Genomic DNA, 22,569 nt, shown 5'->3' on the forward strand with positions numbered 1-22,569 from the left:
CGTACCGTGCCCTGCATGCAGGTCCTCGTCACCGGCGCCACCGGCTACATCGGTGGTCGGCTCGTCCCCCGTCTCCTCGAAGCCGGACACCAGGTCCGGGTGTTCGTCCGCACCCCGCGGAAGCTGCAGGACGTCCCCTGGCACGACGACGTCGAGGTCGCCGCGGGTGACCTGCAGGACGCCGAGGCCGTCCGTGCCGCCGTGCAGGGCGTCGAGGCCGTCTACTACCTGGCGCACGCGATGGGCGCAGACGGCGACTTCGAGCAGGCCGAGCGCGACGCCGTGGAGACGATGGCGCGCGAGGGCCGGGACGCCGGGGTGCGGCGCTTCGTGTACCTCGGTGGCCTGCACCCGGAGGGCGAGCTGTCGAAGCACCTCCGCAGCCGCAAGGAGGTCGGCGACGTGCTGCTCGCGTCGGGCGTCCCGACGATCGCGTACCAGGCCGGCGTCGTCATCGGCTCGGGGAGCACCTCGTTCGAGATGATCCGCCACGTGACCGACGTCCTGCCGTGGATGCCGGCGCCCCGGTGGGTCCGGAACCGGATCCAGCCGATCGCGGTGCGCGACGTCCTGTACTACCTCGTCGCCGCGCTCGACATCCCCGCCGACGTGAACCGGACCTTCGACATCGGCGGTCCCGACGTCCTCAAGTACGGGCAGATGCTCAACGGCTACGCGGTCGAGGCGAAGCTGCCCCAGCGGCGCTTCACGGTGCTGCCCGTCCTGACCCCCGGGCTGTCCGCGCACTGGTTCAACATCGTGACCCCCATCCCGAAGAAGCTCGCGACGCCGATCATCGAGTCGCTGCAGTTCGAGTGCGTCCAGCGCGAGCACGACATCGACGACCTCGTGCCCCGGCCCGAGGGCGGGCTCACCTCGTACCGACGTGCGGTCCGTCTGGCGCTCGCGCGGATGCGGTCGGGCGAGGTCGAGACGAGCTGGCGGAGCGCGACCCTGTCGGCCACCCCCGCCGACCCGCTGCCGAGCGACCCCGACTGGGCGGGCCACACCGTCTACGTCGACGACCGCCGACGGCACACGTCCGCGTCCGCCGAGGACGTCTGGCGCGTCGTCGAGGGCATCGGCGGCGACAACGGCTGGTACTCGTTCCCGCTGGCGTGGGTCGCCCGCGGCTGGATGGACAAGCTCGCCGGCGGGGTCGGCCTGAGCCGCGGCCGTCGCGACCCGAAGCGCCTCGAGCAGGGCGACGCACTCGACTGGTGGCGCGTCGAACGCCTCGAGCGCGGCCGGTACCTCCGCCTCCGCGCCGAGTTCAAGTCGCCGGGCCGCGCGTGGCTCGAGATGACCGTCACCCCGAACGAGGCCGGCGGCAGCGACTACCACCAGCGTGCTATCTACTTCCCGCAGGGCCTGTCCGGTCGGCTGTACTGGTACGGGATCCTGCCCTTCCACGGCGTGATCTTCCCCGGCATGGTCGAGCGGATCACGGCGGCCGCCGAGCGGGAGTCCGAGCACACGGAGTCGACGGGGCGGAACTGGACCCAGCATGATGGGACCCAGCAACCCGCACACGAGGAGGCAGCATGACCGCGCAGGCCGCGACCGAGCACCAGGGCACCGTCCTGTTCCTCGGCGACAGCATCACCGAGCAGGGGTCGTGGGACCAGTGGCTCCCGGGCGAACGCACCGTCAACCAGGGTGTCGGGGGTGACACCACCGACGGCGTGCTCGCGCGCCTCGACGACGTGGTCGCCGCGAAGCCCGAGTCGATCGTGCTCCTCATCGGCACGAACGACTTCGGCAACCACCGGTCGAGCGTCGAGCACGTCGTCCGCGGCGTCGAGTCGATCCTCGTCACCCTCCGCCGCGAGCTACCGGGCGTCCGCCTGCTCCTCGTGTCGATCCTGCCGCGCCAGGCAGACTGGTCCGCCAAGATCGAGGAGGCGAACCGGCACCTGCGCCAGTTCGTCGCCACGTGCCACGCGCAGTACCTCGACCTGTGGCCGGCGCTGGCCGACGGTGACCACCTCGACGAACGCTTCACCGAGGACGGCCTGCACCTGACCGAGGACGGCTACCGCGCCGTCGTCGACGAGCTCGTCCCGGCACTCGAGCGTCTGCGCGGGCTCCCGCCGATGTCCCGACCGATCCAGGCGATCGACCTCGAGGAGGCCGACGCCTGATGGCGCGGAAGGGTCGCCCCCCGGCGGGGTCGTCGCTGCACGGCGTCCCGGCGGGTCCGACCCGGTCCGCCGCGGGTCGCACGGCCCCCGTGGGCGGTGCCACGGGTACACCCGGGTACACGCGTCCCGCCCTGGCCCCGTCGCTGCTGGCAGCGATCGTCCTGCTCGCCTGCGTCGCCGTGATCGACTCGTCGGCGTTCGTGTTCGCGCGCTGGGGCATCACGGTGCTCGCGCTGATCGTGCTCGTCTTCGCCGTGCGCGGGCGGGTCTGGTGGGCCGCGGTGCTGACCGCCGCGATCGCGGTGTGCTGGAACCCCGTGGTGGTCGTGCCGATCCCGGGGCAGGTCTGGGCAGCCCTGCAGCTGCTCGCCGCGGCCCTGTTCATCGTCGTGGGGATCGTCGTGAAGGTGCCCCGCGGGACGGACGCGACCACCGCCTCCCGTCCCTGACCGGCGACCGACCGCCGGCCGCGGGACGGAGCCGGGACCGGCCTCCGGACCGCACCCGGGCACCCGCCTCCCGCAGGCCGGGCGGCCCAGCGGTGCCGCGCGGACCGGGCCGCCGTCCGGACGGTAGGATCGGGAAGGTCGGGCGCAGGGCCCGACGGCGACCCGAAGGGCATGGATGAGCCACGAGACCGAGCCGGCGACCGAGAGTCCTCTGCTGAACCCTCGACCGTCCTCCGGCGGTCTCGACCGTCCCGACGTCGTGGTCCGGAAAGGCCGCCTCACGTTGGTGAACGGGCACCTCACGCCCCAGCAGTCGATGATCGAGGACCTCCTGTTCCTCGACGACGCGCTCACCGCCGGTGACGTCGACCACCTCCTCATCCGTGGCAACGACCAGCGGCCGGTGATCGCGCTCGACGAGCGCGACCGGCAGCGCGCCGAGAGCGCGATCATGGCGGCGTCGGCGAACGAGCCGTTCTACGCGAAGCCGCCGGGGGAGCCCGCCGTGCTCGTCATCGACGACGGCCTCGGCTCGCCGGAAGAGCCCGTCCTGCGCGTGTTCCGCCCGCGGCTCGAGCCGCTCGGCCGTCTCCGCTACGGCGCCGAGACGAGCGTGCAGGTCGAGTTCTGGCGGGTGACGGACACCGAGGTCCTCGCCCCGGTCGAGAACGCGCTCATGCGCCGCAGCCTGCCGGTCGACGAGTTCGTCCTGGTCGACATCGAGCGCTACGGCCGGACCTGGCGCACCGTCGAGCACATGTTCGACGACCACGTCTCGGACATCCGGTTCCCGATCGACATCGTGTTCTCGTGGGTGGACGGCAACGCGATCGAGTACCAGCGCGCCCGTCAGGCAGCGCAGGCGAACGCGGTGCTCGGCGAGGGCGACGACGCCCCCGCGCGGTTCCGGCAGATCGACGAGCTGAAGTACGCGCTCCGGTCGGTGCACACGTTCGCGCCCTGGATCCGGCAGATCTACATCGCCACGGATTCGCCGGCGCCGAAGTGGCTCGCCGACCACCCCAAGGTCCGCATCGTCCGCAGCGAGGAGTTCTTCGCCGACCCCTCCGTCCTGCCGACGCACAACTCGCAGGCCGTCGAGTCGCAGCTGCACCACATCCCGGGCATCAGCGAGCACTTCATCTACTCGAACGACGACATGTTCTTCGGGCGCACGGTCGACCCGTCGGTGTTCTTCAGCCCGGGGTCCGTGACGAAGTTCATCCTCGCGACGACCCGCATCGGACTCGGCTCGAACAACCCGGCGCGCAGCGGGTTCGAGAACTCGGCGCGCGTCAACCGGCGGCTGCTGCAGCAACGCTTCGGTGCGGTGACCACGAGGCACCTCGAACACGCGCCGACGCCCCTGCGCGCGTCGATCCTGACCGAGATGGAGCACGAGTTCGCGGACGAGTTCCGGGCGACCGCCGCGTCGCGGTTCCGGGCCGCCGAGAACATCTCCGTCACGAACTCGCTGTACCACTACTACGCGCTGCTCACGGGTCGGGCGATCGTGCAGGAGAACGCTCCGGTGCGGTACATCGACACGACCATGCAGTCCGGGCTCAAGGCGCTCCAGGACCTGCTCAAGAAGCGCGACGTCGACTTCTTCTGCCTGAACGACGGGAGCTTCCCGGAGGTCTCGGACGAGGAGCGCACGGAGCGCGTGACGGACTTCCTCGAGAAGTACTTCCCGTTCCCGGCGCCGTGGGAGCGCACGGACGCGTAGCGGCCCGCCGGCCGGTGTCCGTCGGCGGGCGGGGTCCGTCACGCTCGGGGGCGAGCGGGCCGGATCCGTCACGCTCGGGGGCGAGCGGGCCGGATCCGTCACGCTCGTGAGCCCCGTCCGACGATCACCGCGCGCTCGACGGAACGCGCGCGGCGTGTCCTGCCCGCTCGGCGGCGGGGCACATCAGCCGATCCCGCCGGAGTGGCGCGGGTCTCGGCGCTGGGTGACGGTCGGGGCTCCCGTCGCTGCCGTCGCCGACCTCGGACGGACCGTCAGCGACGGATGGGCGAGGTGGGCACCGTGTCGTGCGTGAACACGGGGATGCTCGACGTGACCGGGGCCGGTTCGACGGCAGCGGGGATCGTGACACCGGCGGCCGTGAGGCGGGCCTCCGTCTGTTCGGCCGAGACCGGCTCGCCGACCGTGGAGTAGTGCCCGATCGGGACGACCGAGTGGACGACGTTCGTCCCGAACACGTGCACGAGGTTGAACGACTGCGCACCGTCCTGACCGCGGGTGCCGCCGAGGTACTCGGTGAGGTCCTGCGTGTAGCAGGTCGCACTCGCGACGGAGACGGGGATGCCCGCGAAGACCGCGCTCGTCGAGTAGTGCAGGTGTCCGGCGATGATCGCGATGACGTCCGAGCCCTCGACGACCTCGGCGAGTGACGCCTGGTCGCGGAGCTCGACGAGCACGGCGAGGTCCTGGACGCTCGGCACCGGCGGGTGGTGCATCGCGAGGATGGTGCCGTGCGGTGCCGCCTCGGAGAGGACCTCGGCCAGCCAGTCGAGCTGCGCGGGGGAGACCTCGCCGTGGTGGGCGCCCGGGACGCTCGTGTCGAGGGTGATGACCCGCAGGCCGTTCACGTCGTAGACGAAGTCGACGGGACGGTCCGTGGGCTGCAGGCCGAAGAGCTCCTGGCGGAACGCGCCGCGCTCGTCGTGGTTGCCCATCGCCCAGATGACTTGCGCGCCGACGCGTTCGGCGGCGGGCTCGACGATCGCCTTGACGCGCGCGTACGCGCCGGCCTCGCCCTTGTCGGCGACGTCGCCCGTGACGACGATCGCCTCCGGCCGGGTCCCGGAGGCCTCGACGTCGTCGATGATCGCCTGGAGTCGGGCGGCGGAGTCCACGTCGCCGTAGAGGGCGCGGTCACCCGCCACGAGGTGGGTGTCGCTGAGGTGGAGGAGGAAGTGGTTCGGCCTGGGGTGTTCGGCCGTCCGGCTGTCCATCGGTCTCTCGTTCCGTTGGCGGATGCGTGGTGCAACACGTTGCCACACCGTCCTGGACGAGTCCACCACCCGATCGTGAATCCGAGGTGAACCGGAGGGGTGTGTTCCTGAAAGGGCGGAGAACGAACGAGCCCCCCGACCACGAAGTGGACGAGGGGCTCGTTCGTTCTTGCTGAGGAGACTCAGTGGTTCCCGGCGCCGACCGCGGGTGCCGGCGCGGAGCTGTCGAGCTCCGGACCGTGGTGCGCGGCGTGGGCGGCCTCGAGCTCGGCCTTCGTGACCGGCGCGATGCGGTCCTCGAAGAAGAAGCGGGAGACACGGGCGCGGACCTTCTGCGCCTGGCTGATCCGGCCCTTGGCGTCCGGACGGATCATGAGCGGCTTGTACTCGTTGAACTGCAGGAGCTTCCAGCGCTCGTACTCGTCGAGCTGCTCGTGCACCTCGATGTACTCGCCGTGGGGGAGCCGCACGATCCGGCCCGACTCGTAGCCGTGCAGGACGATCTCGCGGTCCTTCTTCTGCAGCGCGAGGCAGACGCGCTTCGTGATCCAGAAGGCGACGAACGGGCCGAGGACCGTTGTGGCCTGGATGACGTGGATCACGTGCTCGATCGACACCATGAAGTGCGTGGCGATGATGTCGGACGAGGCGGCGGCCCAGAGCGAGGCGTAGAGCGTGATGCCCGCGGCACCGATGGCGGTGCGGGTCGGCGCGTTGCGCGGACGGTCGGCGAGGTGGTGCTCACGCTTGTCGCCCGTGACCCAGGCCTCGATGAACGGGTAGACGAACATCGCCACGATGAGCGCCATGAGGACGGCGATCGGCGCGAGGATGTTGAACGACACCGTGTAGCCGAACCACACGACCTCCCAGTGCGGCGGCACCAGACGGAGCGCGCCGTCGGCGAAGCCGATGTACCAGTCGGGCTGGGTACCGGCGGACACCGGGGACGGGTCGTACGGGCCGTAGTTCCAGATCGGGTTGATCGTGAACAGCGACGCGATGGCGGCGAGGATGCCGGCGACGATGAAGAAGAAGCCACCGGCCTTCGCGGCGAACGCCGGGAGGATCGGGACGCCCACGACGTTGTCGTTGGTCTTGCCGGGGCCCGCGAACTGCGTGTGCTTGTTGATCACCACGAGCACGAGGTGGACACCGAGCACCGCGACGAGGATCGCCGGCAGCAGCAGGATGTGCAGCGTGTAGAGGCGGCCGACGATGTCGGTGCCCGGGAACTCGCCACCGAACAGCAGGTAGGCGATCCACACACCGATCACCGGGACGCCCTCGATCATGCCGACGATGATGCGGAGACCGTTGCCGGAGAGCAGGTCGTCGGGGAGCGAGTAGCCGGTGAAGCCCTCGGCCATGGCCAGGACCCACAGCACGAAGCCGAAGACCCAGTTGATCTCACGCGGCTTGCGGAAGGCACCGGTGAAGAACACGCGGGCCATGTGCAGCATGATCGAGGCCACGAAGAGCAGGGCTGCCCAGTGGTGGACCTGGCGCACGAAGAGCCCACCGCGGATGTCGAACGAGATGTTCAGGGTCGACTGCAGGGCGGTCGACATCTCGACGCCCTTGAGCGGGACGTACGAGCCGTTGTAGACGACCTCGGTCATCGACGCCTGGAAGAAGAACGTCAGGAACGTCCCCGAGAGCAGGACGACGACGAAGCTGTACAGCGCGACCTCGCCGAGCATGAAGCTCCAGTGGTCGGGGAAGATCTTGCGCCCGACCTCCTTCACGAGGCCGGAGATGCTGGTGCGCTCGTCGATGTAGTTGGCGGCGGCCCCGATGATGCGGGACCCGCGCTCCGGCTGCGGCTTGGTGGCCGTCGACGGGGCGTTCGTGGTGGTGGTGCTGGTCATCAGCGTTCACGCTCCCAGAAGGACGGTCCGACCGGCTCGTGGAAGTCGCTCTGGGCAACCAGGTAGCCGTCGTCGTCGATCGCGATCGGAAGTTGGGGGAGGGGACGTGCGGCCGGGCCGAAGATGACCTCGCAGTTGTTCGAGACGTCGAACGTCGACTGGTGGCACGGGCACAGCAGGTGGTGCGTCTGCTGTTCGTAGAGCGCGACCGGGCACCCGACGTGGGTGCAGATCTTGGAGTAGGCGACGATGCCGTCGTAACCCCAGTCCTCGTGCCCCTTGGAGGGGTTGAGGTCCTTCGGGTCGAGGCGCATCAGCAGCACGGACGCCTTGGCCTTCTCCTCGAGCATGTGCTCGGACTCGAGCATGCCCTCGGGGATGACGTGGAAGACGGAGCCGATCGTGACGTCGGACGCCTTGATCGGGAGACCCGTCGGGTCCTTGGTCAGGCGCAGGCCGGACTTCCAGAACGTGTGGCGGAGCAGCTCGTTCGGGTCCTCCGCCGGGGCGAGGTCACGGACGAGGACGATGCCGGGCAGCGGGAACGCCGCGAGTGCACCGATCATCGAGTTGCGGATCAGCTTGCGACGGCTGAAGCCCGACTCCTTGTCGGCGAGCTGGAACGCCTCGACCGCCTTGGCGCGGGTCGCGTCCGTCCCACGGGTGCCGTGGCGCATCTCCGTGATCTCGCGGTCGACCACGAGCGACTTCGACCAGTAGACCGCGCCGAGACCCAGCGCGAGGAGCGCGAGGGTGATGGCGAGGCCGAGCCAGAGGTTGCCGGCGCGGACCGTGCCGAAGTCCTCCGGGTCGATCGGGAACGCGACGTACGCCGCGATCGCGAGGACGCTGCCGACGATGGAGAGGTAGAAGAACGTGGCGACCTGGCGCTCGGCGAGCCGCTGCTTCTTCGGGTCGACGTCGGTGCGACGTGCGCGGTGCGGCGGCTCACCCGGGTTCTCGAAGGCGTCCGCGGGGACGACCGCGGTACCTGCCGAGGTGCTGCTGGTCGTGCCGTGCTTCTCGACAGCCGAGGACGAGTTCAGTGCCTCGTCGTCGTGCTCTGCCATGGTGTTCCCTTCAGTGTCGTGCGACACGGACGATCAGTTGGACTTCGCGGTCAGCCACACGGTCATCGCGACGACCGCACCCAGACCGAAGATCCAGATGAACAGACCCTCTGCCACCGGGCCGAGGGAGCCGAGGGCGAACCCGCCCGGCGACTTGTTGTCCTGCACGTACTTCAGGTACGTGATGATGTCGGCCTTCTGCTCCGGGGTGAGGTTCAGGTCGTTGAAGACCGGCATGTTCTGCGGGCCGGTGACCATGGCCTCGTAGATGTGCTTGCCGGAGACGGTCTGCAGGTTCGGCGCGTACTTGCCCTCGGTCAGGGCGCCGCCGGCACCCGCGACGTTGTGGCACATCGCGCAGTTGATGCGGAAGAGCTCCGCACCCTCGGCGGCGTCGCCGTCCTTGCCGTTCGTCAGCTTGGTGGAGGGGATGCCCGGGCCGGGGCCGAGCGAGGCCACGTAGGCGCCCATGGCGTCGACCTGCTCGTCCGTGAACTGGGCGGGCTTCTCCTCGGCCTGGGGGCCCTGCGCTGCCATCGGCATGCGGCCGGTGCCGACCTGGAAGTCGACCGACGCGGCGCCGACACCGATGAGGGACGGACCCTCGCTCGTGCCCTGGGCGTCGAGGCCGTGGCAGGTCGCGCAGTTCGAGGCGAAGAGCTTCTGGCCCTCGTTGACCTGCGACTGGCTCGAGGCCGCCGTGGCGGTGGTGCTGTCGTCGGCGTTGGCCGTCGAACTGAACAGCGCGTACGCACCGCCGGTGGTCATGAGACCGACGACGATGAGCGAGACGGTCGCCATCGGGGAACGGCGGCCCTTCTTGGTCTTGGTTCTGGTGAACATGCTGTGGGGGGTGTCCAGTTCCTACTTGAGAAGGTAGATGACGGCGAAGAGACCGATCCAGACGACGTCGACGAAGTGCCAGTAGTACGACACGACGATCGCGGTGGTCGCCTCCTTGTGCCCGAAGTTCTTCGCGGCGAACCCGCGACCCAGGGTGAGGAGGAAGGCGATCAGGCCGCCGGTGACGTGCAGGCCGTGGAAGCCGGTGGTCATGTAGAACGCCGAGCCGTACGCGCTCGAGGAGAGCGTCATGCCCTCGTGCCAGAGGTTGGCGTACTCGAAGATCTGGCCGCAGACGAAGATCGCGCCCATGCAGTACGTGACGAAGAACCACTCCGTCATGCCCCAGTCCTTGGGGTTCCAGCTCGTGCGGTGCACCTGGAAGCGCTCCGCGGCGAACACCGCGAACTGGCAGGCGAAGCTGGACAGCACCAGGATGATCGTGTTCACGGAGGCGAAGGGCACCTCGAGCTTGGAGGTCTCGGTGGCCCACAGTTCGGGCGAGGTGCTGCGCAACGTGAAGTAGATCGCGAACAGGCCGGCGAAGAACATGACCTCGCTGCCCAGCCACACGATCGTCCCCACGGCAACGGCGTTGGGCCTGTTCAGGACCGGACCGCTGGCGCTTCTGGAGAGAGGGGTGCTAGTCACGTCCTCCATTATGGCCGAAACCTGTGACAGTGTTTTCGCAGCAGACTGGCGGGTCTTCCGAATTCACTACGATCGAGCCATGTCGCTCCCACTCTCCTGGCCCTCGGTGATCAGCGCGCTCATGGCTCGCGAGGACCTCTCCATCAGCCAGTCCTCATGGGCCATGGAGGAGATCGTCCAGGGACGCGCGACGTCCGCACAGATCGCCGCGTTCGCCGTGGCGCTGCGGGCGAAGGGCGAGACGGTCGACGAGGTCGTCGGCTTCCGCGACGCGATCCTCGACGCGGCGGTGCCGCTCGACGTGGACCCGATGGCGCTGGACATCGTCGGGACCGGCGGCGACGTCGTCGGCACGGTCAACGTCTCGACCATGGCCGCGATCGTCATCGCCGCCGCGGGCGTGCCGGTCGTGAAGCACGGCAACCGGGCGAGCTCGTCGAAGTCGGGGTCGAGCGACGTGCTCGCGGCCCTCGGCCTGGACCTCACGATGGACGCCGCGCGTGTCGCCGAGACGTTCCGGCGTGTCGGACTGACCTTCGCCTTCGCGAGCGCCTTCCACCCCGGGTTCGCCCACGCAGCCCCGGTCCGGCGCGAGATCGGGGTGCCGACGGTGTTCAACTTCCTCGGTCCGCTCGTGAACCCGGCCCGGTGCGAAGCGAACGCGGTGGGCGTGGCGCAGCTCGACCTCGTCCCGATCATCACGGGCGTGTTCCAGACCCGCGGGGCGACGGCCCTCGTGTTCCGCGGCGACGACGGTCTCGACGAGCTGACCACCACCGGCCACTCCCACATCTGGGAGGTCACCGGCGGTCGGGTCACCGAGCACGACCTCGACCCGCGCGACCTCGGCATCGCCCGGGCCCGCACGCAGGACCTCCTGGGCGGGGACCCCGAGCACAACGCGCAGGTGGTGCACCGGGTGCTCGCGGGGGAGACCGGACCGGTCCGCGACATCGTCCTCCTGAACGCCGCGGCCGGTCTCGTGGCCTTCCGGCTCGCCGAGGACCCGGAGCAGGTCGACGTGCCGATCCTGCAGCGGTTCCGCGACCAGCTCGCCGTCGCGGCCGACGCGATCGACTCGGGTGCCGGAGCGCGCAAACTGGCTGACTGGGTGGGCGCGGCGCCCGCCGCCTGACCCGGACGAGCGCTCTCGGACACGCGGCACCAGGCGCCGCACGAGCGACCCACGCGCCGGCGGCGCAGTGCCGGTCCGTCGGACCCGCACTCCACACCGCACCAGCCGGCAACGCACCGGAGGCGCGGTGCCGGTCCGTCGGACCCGCACCGCGCCTCCAGGCGGTCACCTCAGCTGCGCGTCAGCGCACGTCCTCGTCGACCCAGTCGAAGGTCTTCGTGACGGCCTTCTTCCAGAGGCGCAGCTGGCGCGCACGCTCCTCCTCGTCGAGCTGCGGCTCCCAGCGCTTGTCCTCCTGCCAGTTGGCACGGAGCTCGTCGAGGTTCGCCCAGAACCCGACGGCCAGACCGGCGGCGTAGGCCGCGCCGAGCGCGGTGGTCTCCGCCACGACCGGGCGCACGACCGGCACGTTGAGGATGTCGGCCTGGAACTGCATGAGCGCGTCGTTGGCGGTCATGCCGCCGTCGACCTTGAGCTCGGTGAGCTCGACGCCGGAGTCCGCGTTCACGGCGTCCAGGACCTCGCGGGTCTGGAGCGCCGTCGCCTCGAGGGCGGCACGGGCGATGTGGCCCTTGTTCACGTAGCGGGTCAGGCCGACGAGCGCACCGCGGGCGTCCGGACGCCAGTACGGCGCGAACAGCCCCGAGAACGCCGGGACGAAGTAGACGCCGCCGTTGTCCTCGACGGTCTTGGCGAGGGCCTCGACCTCCGGGGCGCTGCCGATGATGCCGAGGTTGTCGCGGAGCCACTGGATGAGCGACCCCGTGACGGCGATCGAGCCCTCGAGCGCGTAGTGCGTGTCCTGGTCGCCGAGCTTGTAGCCGACCGTGGTGAGGAGGCCGTTCTCGGAGCGGACGATCTCGGTACCGGTGTTGAAGATGAGGAAGTTGCCGGTGCCGTAGGTGTTCTTCGACTCGCCCTGGTCGAACGCGGCCTGACCGAACGTCGCCGCCTGCTGGTCGCCGAGGATGCCGGCGATCGGCACCTCGCGGAGCAGGTTCGACGACTCGACGTGGCCGTAGACCTCGGAGGAGCTGACGATCTCGGGGAGCATCGACTTCGGGACACCGAAGTCGGCGAGGATGTCGTCACGCCACTGCAGGGTCTCGAGGTCCATGAACAGGGTGCGCGACGCGTTCGTGACGTCGGTCTTGTGCACGCCGCCGTCGGTGCCACCGGTCAGGTTCCAGAGGACCCAGGTGTCGGTCGTGCCGAACAGCAGGTCGCCGGCTTCGGCCTTCTCGCGGGCACCCTCGACGTTCTCGAGGATCCACATGATCTTCGTGCCGGCGAAGTACGTCGCCAGGGGCAGGCCGACGATCGCCTTGTAGCGGTCGGTGTCGCCGTCGGCGAGCTTGTCGACGAGGGCCTGCGTCCGGGTGTCCTGCCAGACGATGGCGTTGTAGACCGGCTTGCCGGTGGTCTTGTCCCACACGACCGCGGTCTCGCGCTGGTTGGTGATGCCGACCGCGGCGACGTCGTGGCGGGTGATGTCCGCACGGGACAGCGCCTGGCCGATGACCTCACGCGTGTTGTCCCAGATCTCCGACGGGTCGTGCTCGACCCACCCGGCGCGCGGGAAGATCTGCTCGTGCTCCTTCTGCCCGACCGAGACGATCGAGCCGGAGTGGTCGAAGACGATCGCTCGGGTCGAGGTGGTGCCCTGGTCGATGGCGACGATGTAGTCGGCCATTGGTGCTCCTTTGCGGGTGTGTTCGGTGTGGTCGGGCCCGGTGACGGACCGACCGGTGCGGGGGTCGACCCCGGGGTGGGGCCGACCGACGCGGAGGGGGGTCAGACGAGGGGGAGGAGGGGCCCGGAGACGATCGCTGCGAGCGCGCCGCCGACGAGGGGGCCGACGACCGGGACCCAGGCGTAGGACCAGTCACTGGTGCCCTTGCCCTTGATCGGCAGCAGGGCGTGCGCGATGCGGGGGCCGAGGTCACGGGCCGGGTTGATGGCGTAGCCGGTGGGGCCACCGAGCGAGACACCGATCGCGATCACGAGGAAGGCGACGGGGACCGCGCCGAGCTCGGCGGGGGCCTTGCCGTTGGTCATCGCGAGGATGACGAACACGAGGACGAAGGTGCCGATGATCTCGGTGACGAGGTTCCAGCCGTACGAGCGGATCGCGGGGCCGGTCGAGAACACGCCGAGCTTCGCTGCTGCGTCGGGCTCCTCGTCGAAGTGCTGCTTGTAGGCGAGCCAGACGATGACCGCACCGATGATCGCGCCGATGAGCTGCGCGAGCCAGTACAGGAACATCTCGCCGATGGTGATGTTGCCGAGGATCGCCTGCGCGAGGCTGACCGCGGGGTTGAGCTGGCCGCCGGACTTGTACGACACGAGCACACCGGCGAAGACCGCGAAGCCCCAGCCGATCGTGACCATGAGGAAGCCCGCGCCGAAGCCCTTGGACTTCGTGAGCGACACGGCGGCGACGACACCGCCACCGAGGATGATGAGCATCGCCGTACCGACGAGCTCGCTGAGGAAATTGACGCCGATGCCGTCCATCGGTGACCTCCAGTGCATGAGGGTCGGGGGTCCGGTGGTGCTGCGTCCGGCACTCCCCGTTGAGTGATTGGGGCCGAGCATAGTGACGCCGTTCCGCGCTGCGCGACGCATCACTGAGCGAAGTCCACCAAAGTGCACGAACGTGCAGGACGCGTGTGCGCCGGGGGATCGCGGGAGGCTCCCAGACCGGGTGCGGAGTGCACGAACGTGCACCTGTGCGGAACGGGTGGTCGCTGTAGGGTGGACGCACTCCGGTCGACGACGGCGGTGTCGCACCTCCGCGGACGGCCCCGCACCCGTGGAGGGCACCAGTGAAGAAGCTCATCAACGACCCGCAGGCCGTCGTCACCGAGACCGTCCGAGGCTTCGCGCAGGCGCACGCCGACCACGTCGTCCTGGTCGAGGACCCGATCCACATCCGCCGCGTGGACGCTCCCGTGGCCGGCAAGGTCGGGATCGTCAGCGGTGGTGGCAGCGGCCACGAACCGCTGCACGCCGGGTTCGTCGGGTACGGCATGCTCGACGCGGCCGTTCCCGGACCGGTGTTCACGAGCCCGAGCCCGGACCCGATCGTCGCCGCGACGAAGGCCGTCGACGGGGGAGCGGGCGTGCTCCACATCGTCAAGAACTACACCGGCGACGTCCTGAACTTCGAGACCGCCGCCGAGCTCGCGGCGATGGAGGACGTGCGCGTCGAGGCCGTCGTGGTGGACGACGACGTCGCCGTGCAGGACTCGCTCTACACGGCCGGCCGCCGCGGGGTCGCCGGGACCGTGGTCGTGGAGAAGTGCGCGGGCGCCGCCGCCGAGCGCGGCGACGACCTGGACGCGGTGGCCGCGATCGCCCGCCGGGTGAACGCCGCGACCCGGTCGATGGGGCTCGCCCTGTCCTCGGGGACCGTGCCGCACGCCGGCGAACCGTCGTTCACGCTCGCCGACGACGAGGTCGAGCTCGGCATCGGCATCCACGGCGAGCCCGGTCGGGAGCGCATCCCGATGGCGCCGGCCGACCGACTCGTGGACCGGGTGATCGAGCCGGTGCTCACCGATCTCGACGCCCCCGCGGGCTCTGACCTGCTGCTCCTGGTGAACGGCATGGGCGGCACGCCGCTCTCCGAGCTGTACATCGTCTACCGACGCGCCGCCGAGGTGCTCGCGGAGCGTGGCCACCGGGTCGCGCGTAGCGTGGTCGGCGACTACGTCACGTCCCTCGAGATGCAGGGGTTCTCGCTCACCGTCACGGTGCTGGACGAGGAACTCACCGCCCTCTGGGACGCCCCGGTGGAGACCCCGGCCCTGCGCTGGGGTCGCTGACCCGGCCCGACGCGGCCCGGGACCACCGTTCACCATCCAGGAAGGGACACGAATTGGCGCTCGACACCGCATGGGCCACCGACTGGGTGCACCGCACCCTCGCCACGATCGACGAACACCGTGCCGAGCTCGTCACGCTCGACCGTGAGATCGGCGACGGCGACCACGGCGAGAACCTCGACCGCGGCTTCCGCGCCGTCGTCGAGGCCGTCGACGCCGGGTCCTTCGACACCCCCGGCGCGGTGCTCAAGGTCGTCGCGACGAAGCTCATCTCGACCGTCGGAGGCGCTGCCGGGCCGCTGTTCGGGACGGCGTACCTGAAGGCCGCGCAGGCCGCGGGTGACGCGACCGAGCTCGACGCCGACGCCCTCGTAGCCGTGCTCACGGCGGCCCGCGACGGCGTGGTGTCCCGTGGCAAGGCCGAGGTCGGCGACAAGACGATGGTGGACGCCTGGTCGGCAGCGGTCGACGCCGCAGCGACGGCCGCCGCCGCGGGGGAGTCGCCCGAGCGCGTGCTCGAGGCCGCCGCGGACGCCGCACGCACCGGTGCCGAGTCGACCGAACCGCTGGTCGCCCGCAAGGGTCGTGCGAGCTACCTCGGCGAGCGGGCCGTCGGGCACCGCGACCCGGGCGCACAGTCGACGGCGTACATCCTGCGCGCCGCGGCGGACGCGGCGTGACCGTCGGGATCCTCGTCGTCTCGCACAGCGCGGCGATCGCCGAGGGAACCGTGGCCCTGGCCCGGCAGATGGCCGCGGACGTGCCGCTCGTCGCCGCCGGCGGGACCGACGACGGCGGGATCGGCACCTCGTTCGAGGCGATCACCGAGGGGATCGGGGAACTCGCCGGTGCCGACGCGGTCGTGGTGCTGTGCGACCTCGGCTCGGCCTACCTGACGGTGGACACCGCGCTCGACTTCCTCGACGACGACGCCCGGGGTCGCGTGCACGTGTCCTCGGCACCCGTCGTCGAGGGCACGATCGCCGCGGCCGTGGCCGCGCAGACCGGAGGCGACGCCGACGCCGTGCTCGCCGCGGCGGCGACCGCCGCGACCAGCGGGGCGGACGCGGGCAGCGCCTCCAGTCCGGTGCTCGGCGACCAGACCGCCGGGGCCGCGTCCGACGCGCCGTCGGGTGACGGGCCTGGAGGCGCGGTGCCGGTGGACGGCACAGCCGACGGTGACGACGCGGTCGCGTCCGCGACCGTCGAACTGGTGAACGAGAGCGGGCTGCACGCCCGCCCCGCGGCCGAGTTCGTCAAGGCCGCGGCGAAGCACGAGGCCCGGGTGACGGTGAACGGCGTGGACGCCAAGAGCCTGCTCGCGATCATGGCGCTCGCCCTGCCGAAGGGCGCGTCCGTGACCATCGACGCGACCGGGCCGGACGCCCGGGACGCCGTGGACACCCTGGTCAGCCTGGTGCGCTCGGGCTTCGGGGAGTGATCCGCCGCCCTGCCCGTGCCGGTCGGTGCGGGCAGGGCGATGGCGCGCTGCGGACGAGTCCGGTGCCGGGCCGGTCGGTGCGGGCAGGGCGATGGCGCGCTGCGGACGCGTCCTGCCGTGTTTCAGCCCGGCGTGAGCTCCTGCAGGCCGGTGACCCGGAGCAGGTCGAGCGTCGCGGCGTCGGTGCTGCCCGGGACCGCGGTGTAGACGACGATGCGCAGGTCGCTGCCGGGCACGCCGAGGACGTCGCAGTCGATCTCGACCGGCCCGACCGGGGTGCGCACGACCTTGCGGCTGGTCCGGTGTGCGGCGATGCGGCCGCTGTCCCACCGACGTTCGAACTCGGGCGACTCCCGTCGGAGGCGTGCGACGAGGTCGGCCAGCCGTGCGTCGGCGGGGTAGCGCCCGACCGCGGCCCGGAGGTCGGCGACGAGGTCGCTCGAGAAGTCCTCCTGGTGGGTTTCGTCCCACTCCACGCCCTCGTGGCCGTGCACGAAGTGCCGCCACACCAGGTTCCGGTCCAGGCCGGTCCAGCGTCCCGGGTCGTCCCCGAGGGCGGCCCAGAGCTCGTTCCAGAGGACGATGTCGTGCGCCGCGGTGAACACGGCGAGGGGGACGTCGCCGAGTCGGTCGACGATGCGCTGCACGCCCGGGGGGACGTGCGTCGGCACCGTGAGGCGGGACGGCGCGGCCGCGCCGGCGACCCGGAACAGGTGGTCGCGTTCCGCGGTGCTCAGTCGCAGCGCGGTCGCGAGTGCGCCGAGCAGCTGCGGCGACGGGTTCGTCGCCCGCCCCTGCTCGAGCCGGACGACGTAGTCCACGCTGACCCCGGCGAGTGCGGCGAGTTCCTCGCGGCGGAGCCCGGCCGTCCGGCGCCCGGGCCCCGCGGGCAGGCCGACCTGCTCGGGTCGGACCCGGTCGCGCCACGCGCGCAGCACCTCGGCGAACTCGCTCATGCGTCCATCCTGGCCCCGGACGACCCGGGCTCCCTGGTACTGCCGGTCCCATGGTCGACCCGTGCCTGGGGGAGTGCAGCCGCGGGGGCCAGGCTGGACCCATGACCACCACACTCATCACCGGGGCCAACCGCAGCCTCGGACTCGAGACCACCCGCCGCCTCCTCGAGGCCGGCCACACCGTCGTCGCCGGGGTCCGGGACCCTGCCTCGGCCGACGCCGTCCGCGAGCTCGGCGCCGAGGTCGTGCAGCTCGACGTCACCGACCAGACGAGCGTCGACCGGGCGATCGCCGCCCTGCCCGGACTCGACGTGCTCGTGAACAACGCCGGCGTGCTCGGGACGGCCTTCGGCGTCGACGACCTCGACCCGGCCGCGATGGACGCCGTGCTCGCGACGAACGTCACCGGTGTCGTGCGCGTGACGCAGGCCGCGCTGCCGCTGCTCCGGCGCTCGGCGAACCCGGTCGTCGTCAACGTCGCCTCGGGCGTCGGCTTCACCCGGTGGCTGACCACCCCTGGTCACGACGAGTACCCGGTCGCCGCGGTGCCGTACGCCGCGTCGAAGGCCGCCCTCATCGCGATGACCGTGCAGTACGCCAAGAACCTGCCCGGGTTCCGCGTCAACGCGAGCGACCCCGGCTACACGGCGACCGAGTTCAACGGGTTCGGCGGCCACCAGACCGTGACCGAGGGCACCGACGCCACCGTGCGGCTCGCGCTGCTCGACCAGGACGGGCCGACGGGGGAGTTCCACGACCGGAACGGCCGGATCGCGTACTGAGGCGCGGGTCCCCGCCGGTACGCGCGCGGCTCGGCTGGTACGCGCGGGGCCCGGCCGGGAGGCGCGGGGCGCGGTTCCTCCACAGGCGGCGGCGGGTCGGGCGGTCGCCCACAGGGCTCCACCCGGCTCGGTCGGGCGGCGACCGGTCTGCCAGGATGACGGCATGCGCGCAGTCCAGTACGACCGGTTCGGAGCCGCCCCCGCCATCGTCGACCTGCCCGAACCCGTCGCACCGGCCGACGGGGTCGTCGTCCGGGTCGCCGCCACCGGCGTGTGCCGGAGCGACTGGCACGCGTGGAAGGGCCACGACGACTCGGTCGTGCTGCCGCACGTGCCCGGACACGAGTTCGCGGGTGTCGTCAGCGCCGTCGGGGCCGGGGTGTCCGGCTTCGCGGTCGGCGACCGCGTCACCGCACCGTTCGTCTTCGCGTGCGGGACGTGCGAGCAGTGCCAGCAGGGCGCGACGCAGGTCTGCACGCGACAGCAGCAACCCGGCTTCACACTGCCGGGCTCGTACGCCGAGTCGGTCGTGGTGCCGCACGCCGACGTCAACCTGGTGGCGCTGCCCGACGCCGTCGGGTTCGCCGAGGCGGCCGGCCTCGGCTGCCGCTTCGGGACGGCGTACCACGCCGTGCACGCCAGGGGTCGGGTGGCCGCAGGTGAGTGGGTCGTCGTGTACGGCTGTGGGGGAGTCGGCCTCTCGACGGTGATCGTCGCGGTCGCGGCGGGCGCCCGGGTCGTGGCGGTCGACGTCTCCGCGGCGGCACTCGAGCGGGCGGCGGCGCTCGGCGCAGAGACCCTGTCGATGGACGACGACGTCGTCGACGCTGTGCGCGACCTCACCGGCGGGGGAGCGCACGTCTCGGTGGACGCCTTCGGCAGCCGAGCGACCTCGGTCGCCGCCGTGGCCTCGCTCCGCCCGCGCGGACGACACGTGCAGGTCGGCCTCTTGCTCGGCGACGAGGCCGTCCCGGCGATCCCGATGGGTCGCGTCGTCGGTGACGAACTCGAACTGCTCGGCAGTCACGGCATCTCGGTCGGGGAGTACGCCGCGATGCTCGACGACGTCGTCGCCGGGCGGCTGCGTCCGTCGGAGTCGATCGGCCGGACCATCGGGTTCGACGAGCTGCCCGACGCGATCGTCGCGATGGACGGGCCGCCGACCGCTGCGGGCATGACGGTGGCAGTGGTGACGGGGTGACCGAGGCCGTTCGGGACGACCGGTCGGTGCTCGGCGCGGCAGCCTGATCGGACGCTGTTCCGGATGCCGACCTGTTCGACGTCGTGATGGTGGAGGGCTCCGGAAATCGAACCAGACTAGGCACCCCGACTGGTGCGCCCCCCGTACGAGACCATCATGGCACCGGGGAACCGACACCGACATCAGTCCTCCGGATGAAGTCCCGCAGCCGATCGGCTGGTCGCTCGGCAACGGACGCCGCTCGCCTCATCGGCCGCGACATCGGCCCCGACGTCGGACGATGCGTGCCGGACGGCGGTGTCGATCAGCTGTCTGGACGCCGGTCCGGCTGATCGGGTGCGGGTGGCCCGGTCGTCGTCCGTGGTGCGGGGAGGGTCATCCGGAGCGTGTGGGTCCCGTCGTCGCCGAGGTGCCGTTCGAGCGACCCGCCCAGGAGTTCCGCCCGTTCCCGCAGCCCGACGAGACCGTGGTGCGCGCTCGGCAGGTCGAGCGGGGGACCCTGTGGCGGCTCGGCGACCAGCTCCACGGAGACCCGGGTCCCGGACGTGCTGATCGTCAGGTGCACCGCTGCTCCCGGTGCGTGCTTCCGAGCGTTCGTCAGGCCTTCCTGCACGAGTCGGAAGACGGCACGCTGCACCGCGGAGGGGAGTGGTCGGTCGAGCTCGACGTGCGTGTCGACGGCGATGCCGCTCTGCTCGAGGAGTCCTGGCAGGTCCGCGAGGGTGGGTTGTGGAGCGGGCCCGCGGTCGGCGCCACCGGCGGCACGGAGGACCTCGATCATCGCGCGGAGCTCGTCGAGCGTCGTCACGCTGAGCCCGCGGATGGTGGCGGCGACCCGTCGAGCGGTGGCGTCGGGGGAGGCCACCTGCAGCGCGCCTGCCTGCACCGCGATGAGGCTCACCTGGTTCGAGACGACGTCGTGCATCTCGCGGGCGAGCACCGCACGTTCGCGTTCGAGGGCGTGCTCGGCTGCGAGACGGGCGCGCTGCTGCTGCAGGGCGGCACGCTCGCGGATCTCCTGGCGGAGCTCGGCGCCCACGCGGATCGCCACACCAAGTGCCGTCGGCGCTGCCACGTACAGCGCCGAGAAGAGCGCGGCGGTCACCAGCGACTGCAGGGTCGACAGGTCGAACCGCATCCCCGTCGTCATCCCGCGCCAGGAGGGGGAGCAGCAGAACGCGACCACCGCGGCGCCCACGATCCAGGCGGTGCGGCGCTCGCTGCGCGCGACGCTGTACAGCGCGAACATGACCGCGAACACCGCGAAGCCCCACTCGAAACCCGGCAGCGCCAGCACCAGGCTGGCGTACGGCCAGCGACGACGCAGCAGCAAGCCCGCGGCGGCGATCATCGTCAGCACCCACTTCGACGGCGCGTCTGCGTCGCTGTACACGCTCAGCGCGGAGTACGACGCGGAGACGAGCACGAGCACGACGTCGATCAGGAACGGCGACCACCGGGCACCGCGGTGCGTCCGCCCGGTGTCGCGGCGGTCCTCGTCGGCGGTCACCGGTCGACCAGTCCGGCGCGGGCTGCGGTCAGTGCGGCGAGCACCCGGCTCCGCACGCCGAGCTTGACGAGTACCGTCCCGACGTCGTCCTTGACGGTGCCGAGGCTGACCCCGACGGCGTCGGCGATCTCACCGTTCGTGGCACCTTCCGCGACCAGCCGCAGGACGTCCCGTTCCCGGTCCGTCAGGGTCGCGACCCGCGCGCGGGCGTCCGGGTCGAGCGCCGCGGACGCCAGGACGGTCCGGTTCACGCCCGGGGCGAGCACCGTCCCTCCGGCGGCGAGCGTGTGCACCATCTGCGTGAGCGCGACCGGGTCGGTGTTCTTCAGGAGGAAGCCCGCGGCGCCGCCACGCAGGGCCGCGGTCAGGTGGTCGTCGCTGTCGAAGGTGGTGAGCATCGCCACGACCGGGGCGTCCGGCCGGCCGGTGATCTCGGCCAGCAGCTGCAGGCCGTCCACGTCGGGCATCCGGATGTCGAGCAGCACGACGTCGGGTCGGGCGGTCTCGACCGCCTCGAGGGCGTCCGCACCGGAGACGGCTCCGACGACGTCGATCCGGGGGTCGGCGTCGAGGATCATCGACAGGCCGGATCGGACCAGGGTCTCGTCGTCGACGATGAGCACGGAGGACACGGACCCATGATCGTCGCACCTCGCCGCCGCGGCATCCGCCGACACGATCACCGGCGGTGTCCACCCGGTGGTCAGCGGCAGCCGACCGGCTGCGGGGAGGTGCCGAGGAGCCCGACGGGACCGGCCGGCTGCACCTGAGTTGACATAATATGCATTATCGGCGCTCGGCTCGACCCGGCGCACCGAAGCCTCCGTGGCGATCCGCGAGCAGGACACGCCGACTCCGACGACGGACGCCCGGACCGTCGTGGTCCGGGCGTCCGTGGTGGTCCCGACGGGCCGCGCCCGCCGGTCACGAGCTCAGTGCTCGGGGGTCTCGTCCCCGGTGGGCACGTCGTCCGCGTCGATCTCGAGCGCGGCCTGCTCCTCGCCGTGCTCCTCGAGGTCGGGGCGGTCCGTGTCGGGCTGCTCGGGTGCCTCTGCCTGCGTGGTCTCTTCTGCCGGGTCCGGCTGGCTGTACGTCATGCCGCGGACGCTACTCCCGACCACCCTGGGTGGTCGGGCGGTGCGCGACCCGGCCACCTGCGGCGCCGGCAGCCACCGCGTTGTCGCGACCCGCGCCTCCAGACCGGCCCGACCACGCGCCCGACGGGAGGCGCGGCGCGGCCCCGGCACGCGTCGCCCGTCGGACGCGGGTGGTGGACGGACGGGAGGCGCGTGGCGATGCCGCCACGCGCCTCCCGTCCGCCCGCGGTCGCGTCAGTTCGTGCCGAGCTGCGTCAGCGCGACGGCAGCCAGGATGTAGCCGATGATGCCGAGCACGATCGCGATCGCCGACAGGATGATGCCGGCGAGCGTCATGCCGCGCGACAGTCCACGGCGACGCGCGATGATGCCGAGCACGAGGCCGACGACGCCGGCGACGATGCCGACGAGCGCGATGATCAACCCGAAGACGACGCCGACGATGCCGAGGACGAGCGAGCCGACGGCGAGCCCGTTGCCGCCGCTCTTCGCGGGTGCGCCGCCGGGAGCGTTCGGTGCCGGCGGGTATCCGTTGGTGGACATGGTCACTCCTCGTGTCGTGGCCCGCCGTGCGGGTGCACGCGACCGTCGGCGCTCACGGTAGGCGCTTCCCGCCGCGCCCGTTCGC

General features: G+C 71.3%; 22 protein-coding genes. 10 read left to right on the plus strand and 12 right to left on the minus strand.

Annotation, left to right across the window (positions count from 1 at the left end):
- Positions 1–15 precede the first annotated feature (15 nt).
- From QOL15_RS08375 to QOL15_RS08390, 4 genes are all read left to right on the plus strand, one after another.
- Entirely contained in the window at positions 16–1,548 is a 1,533-nt protein-coding gene (locus QOL15_RS08375; protein ID WP_065962253.1) for an SDR family oxidoreductase, read from the plus strand.
- Entirely contained in the window at positions 1,545–2,144 is a 600-nt protein-coding gene (locus QOL15_RS08380; protein ID WP_065962251.1) for a GDSL-type esterase/lipase family protein, read from the plus strand. Before QOL15_RS08375 ends, QOL15_RS08380 begins: the two co-directional genes overlap by 4 nt.
- Entirely contained in the window at positions 2,144–2,593 is a 450-nt protein-coding gene (locus tag QOL15_RS08385; protein WP_254780109.1) for a DUF6804 family protein, read from the plus strand. The genes QOL15_RS08380 and QOL15_RS08385 overlap by 1 nt, the downstream gene beginning before the upstream one ends.
- A gap of 175 nt (positions 2,594–2,768) precedes the next feature.
- Entirely contained in the window at positions 2,769–4,322 is a 1,554-nt protein-coding gene (locus tag QOL15_RS08390; RefSeq protein WP_065962249.1) for a stealth conserved region 3 domain-containing protein, read from the plus strand.
- 272 nt (positions 4,323–4,594) lie between these two features.
- On the opposite strand, the gene QOL15_RS08395 is transcribed toward QOL15_RS08390, so the two are convergent.
- The 5 genes from QOL15_RS08395 to QOL15_RS08415 form a co-directional block, all read right to left on the minus strand.
- Entirely contained in the window at positions 4,595–5,554 is a 960-nt protein-coding gene (locus QOL15_RS08395; protein WP_071247111.1) for a phosphodiesterase, read from the minus strand.
- Between the two features lie 182 nt (positions 5,555–5,736).
- Complete coding sequence (locus tag QOL15_RS08400) at positions 5,737–7,425, minus strand: ubiquinol-cytochrome c reductase cytochrome b subunit (protein WP_065962241.1); 1,689 nt, start codon at positions 7,423–7,425, stop codon at positions 5,737–5,739.
- Positions 7,425–8,495, minus strand: coding sequence for a ubiquinol-cytochrome c reductase iron-sulfur subunit (locus QOL15_RS08405; RefSeq protein ID WP_065962239.1), 1,071 nt, complete (start codon positions 8,493–8,495; stop codon positions 7,425–7,427). The genes QOL15_RS08400 and QOL15_RS08405 overlap by 1 nt, the downstream gene beginning before the upstream one ends.
- A 33-nt stretch (positions 8,496–8,528) precedes the next feature.
- A complete protein-coding gene (locus QOL15_RS08410; RefSeq protein WP_065962238.1) occupies positions 8,529–9,338 on the minus strand; it encodes a cytochrome c in 810 nt (269 codons plus the stop codon).
- A gap of 21 nt (positions 9,339–9,359) precedes the next feature.
- A complete protein-coding gene (locus tag QOL15_RS08415) occupies positions 9,360–9,998 on the minus strand; it encodes a heme-copper oxidase subunit III (protein WP_065962236.1) in 639 nt (212 codons plus the stop codon).
- A gap of 70 nt (positions 9,999–10,068) precedes the next feature.
- On the opposite strand from QOL15_RS08415, the gene trpD reads away from it, so the two are divergent.
- A complete protein-coding gene (gene trpD, locus QOL15_RS08420) occupies positions 10,069–11,124 on the plus strand; it encodes an anthranilate phosphoribosyltransferase (protein ID WP_065962234.1) in 1,056 nt (351 codons plus the stop codon).
- A 181-nt stretch (positions 11,125–11,305) separates the two neighbouring features.
- Here trpD and glpK read toward each other — a convergent pair whose 3' ends face one another.
- Together glpK and QOL15_RS08430 are read right to left on the minus strand one after the other, a co-directional pair.
- Positions 11,306–12,817 carry a glycerol kinase GlpK gene (gene glpK / locus QOL15_RS08425; RefSeq protein ID WP_065962232.1) on the minus strand — a complete coding sequence of 504 codons (1,512 nt, stop codon included), beginning with the start codon at positions 12,815–12,817 and terminating at the stop codon, positions 11,306–11,308.
- Between the two features lie 101 nt (positions 12,818–12,918).
- Positions 12,919–13,641, minus strand: a complete 723-nt coding sequence (locus QOL15_RS08430) for an MIP/aquaporin family protein (protein ID WP_071247109.1) — start codon at positions 13,639–13,641, stop codon at positions 12,919–12,921.
- Positions 13,642–13,952: 311 nt separating this feature from the next.
- On the opposite strand from QOL15_RS08430, the gene dhaK reads away from it, so the two are divergent.
- The 3 genes from dhaK to dhaM are packed head-to-tail and all read left to right on the plus strand — an operon-like array spanning position 13,953 to position 16,395.
- Complete coding sequence (gene dhaK / locus QOL15_RS08435) at positions 13,953–14,954, plus strand: dihydroxyacetone kinase subunit DhaK (protein ID WP_071247107.1); 1,002 nt, start codon at positions 13,953–13,955, stop codon at positions 14,952–14,954.
- 53 nt (positions 14,955–15,007) lie between these two features.
- Complete coding sequence (gene dhaL, locus QOL15_RS08440; RefSeq protein ID WP_065961619.1) at positions 15,008–15,634, plus strand: dihydroxyacetone kinase subunit DhaL; 627 nt, start codon at positions 15,008–15,010, stop codon at positions 15,632–15,634.
- Positions 15,631–16,395, plus strand: a complete 765-nt coding sequence (gene dhaM, locus QOL15_RS08445; protein WP_071247105.1) for a dihydroxyacetone kinase phosphoryl donor subunit DhaM — start codon at positions 15,631–15,633, stop codon at positions 16,393–16,395. Before dhaL ends, dhaM begins: the two co-directional genes overlap by 4 nt.
- Before the next feature lie 122 nt (positions 16,396–16,517).
- Here dhaM and QOL15_RS08450 read toward each other — a convergent pair whose 3' ends face one another.
- The gene (locus QOL15_RS08450; RefSeq protein ID WP_071247103.1) at positions 16,518–17,351 is read right to left on the minus strand and encodes a helix-turn-helix domain-containing protein; all 834 of its coding nucleotides are present in this window, start codon (positions 17,349–17,351) and stop codon (positions 16,518–16,520) included.
- Between the two features lie 101 nt (positions 17,352–17,452).
- On the opposite strand from QOL15_RS08450, the gene QOL15_RS08455 reads away from it, so the two are divergent.
- Both QOL15_RS08455 and QOL15_RS08460 read left to right on the plus strand, forming a co-directional pair.
- Positions 17,453–18,133: an SDR family NAD(P)-dependent oxidoreductase gene (locus tag QOL15_RS08455; RefSeq protein ID WP_071247101.1), complete on the plus strand. Its 681-nt coding sequence runs from the start codon at positions 17,453–17,455 to the stop codon at positions 18,131–18,133.
- 163 nt (positions 18,134–18,296) lie between these two features.
- Positions 18,297–19,334 (plus strand): alcohol dehydrogenase catalytic domain-containing protein, encoded by a 1,038-nt coding sequence (locus QOL15_RS08460; RefSeq protein WP_071247100.1) that lies wholly within the window; start codon positions 18,297–18,299, stop codon positions 19,332–19,334.
- A gap of 304 nt (positions 19,335–19,638) precedes the next feature.
- Here the strand turns inward: QOL15_RS08460 and QOL15_RS08465 are convergent, their stop codons facing one another.
- The 4 genes from QOL15_RS08465 to QOL15_RS08480 all read right to left on the minus strand — a co-directional run bounded on the left by QOL15_RS08465 (position 19,639) and on the right by QOL15_RS08480 (position 22,484).
- Positions 19,639–20,844 (minus strand): sensor histidine kinase, encoded by a 1,206-nt coding sequence (locus QOL15_RS08465; RefSeq protein WP_254780111.1) that lies wholly within the window; start codon positions 20,842–20,844, stop codon positions 19,639–19,641.
- A complete protein-coding gene (locus QOL15_RS08470; RefSeq protein WP_139197466.1) occupies positions 20,841–21,476 on the minus strand; it encodes a response regulator transcription factor in 636 nt (211 codons plus the stop codon). Before QOL15_RS08470 ends, QOL15_RS08465 begins: the two co-directional genes overlap by 4 nt.
- Before the next feature lie 300 nt (positions 21,477–21,776).
- A complete protein-coding gene (locus QOL15_RS08475; RefSeq protein WP_171898746.1) occupies positions 21,777–21,941 on the minus strand; it encodes a hypothetical protein in 165 nt (54 codons plus the stop codon).
- A 234-nt stretch (positions 21,942–22,175) separates the two neighbouring features.
- The gene (locus QOL15_RS08480; protein WP_139197465.1) at positions 22,176–22,484 is read right to left on the minus strand and encodes a DUF4190 domain-containing protein; all 309 of its coding nucleotides are present in this window, start codon (positions 22,482–22,484) and stop codon (positions 22,176–22,178) included.
- Between the last annotated feature and the right edge of the window lie 85 nt (positions 22,485–22,569).

Origin of the sequence: Curtobacterium sp. MCBA15_012 (genome assembly GCF_001864935.2) — a bacterium.
In the GTDB taxonomy this organism is placed as follows: Bacteria; Actinomycetota; Actinomycetes; order Actinomycetales; family Microbacteriaceae; genus Curtobacterium.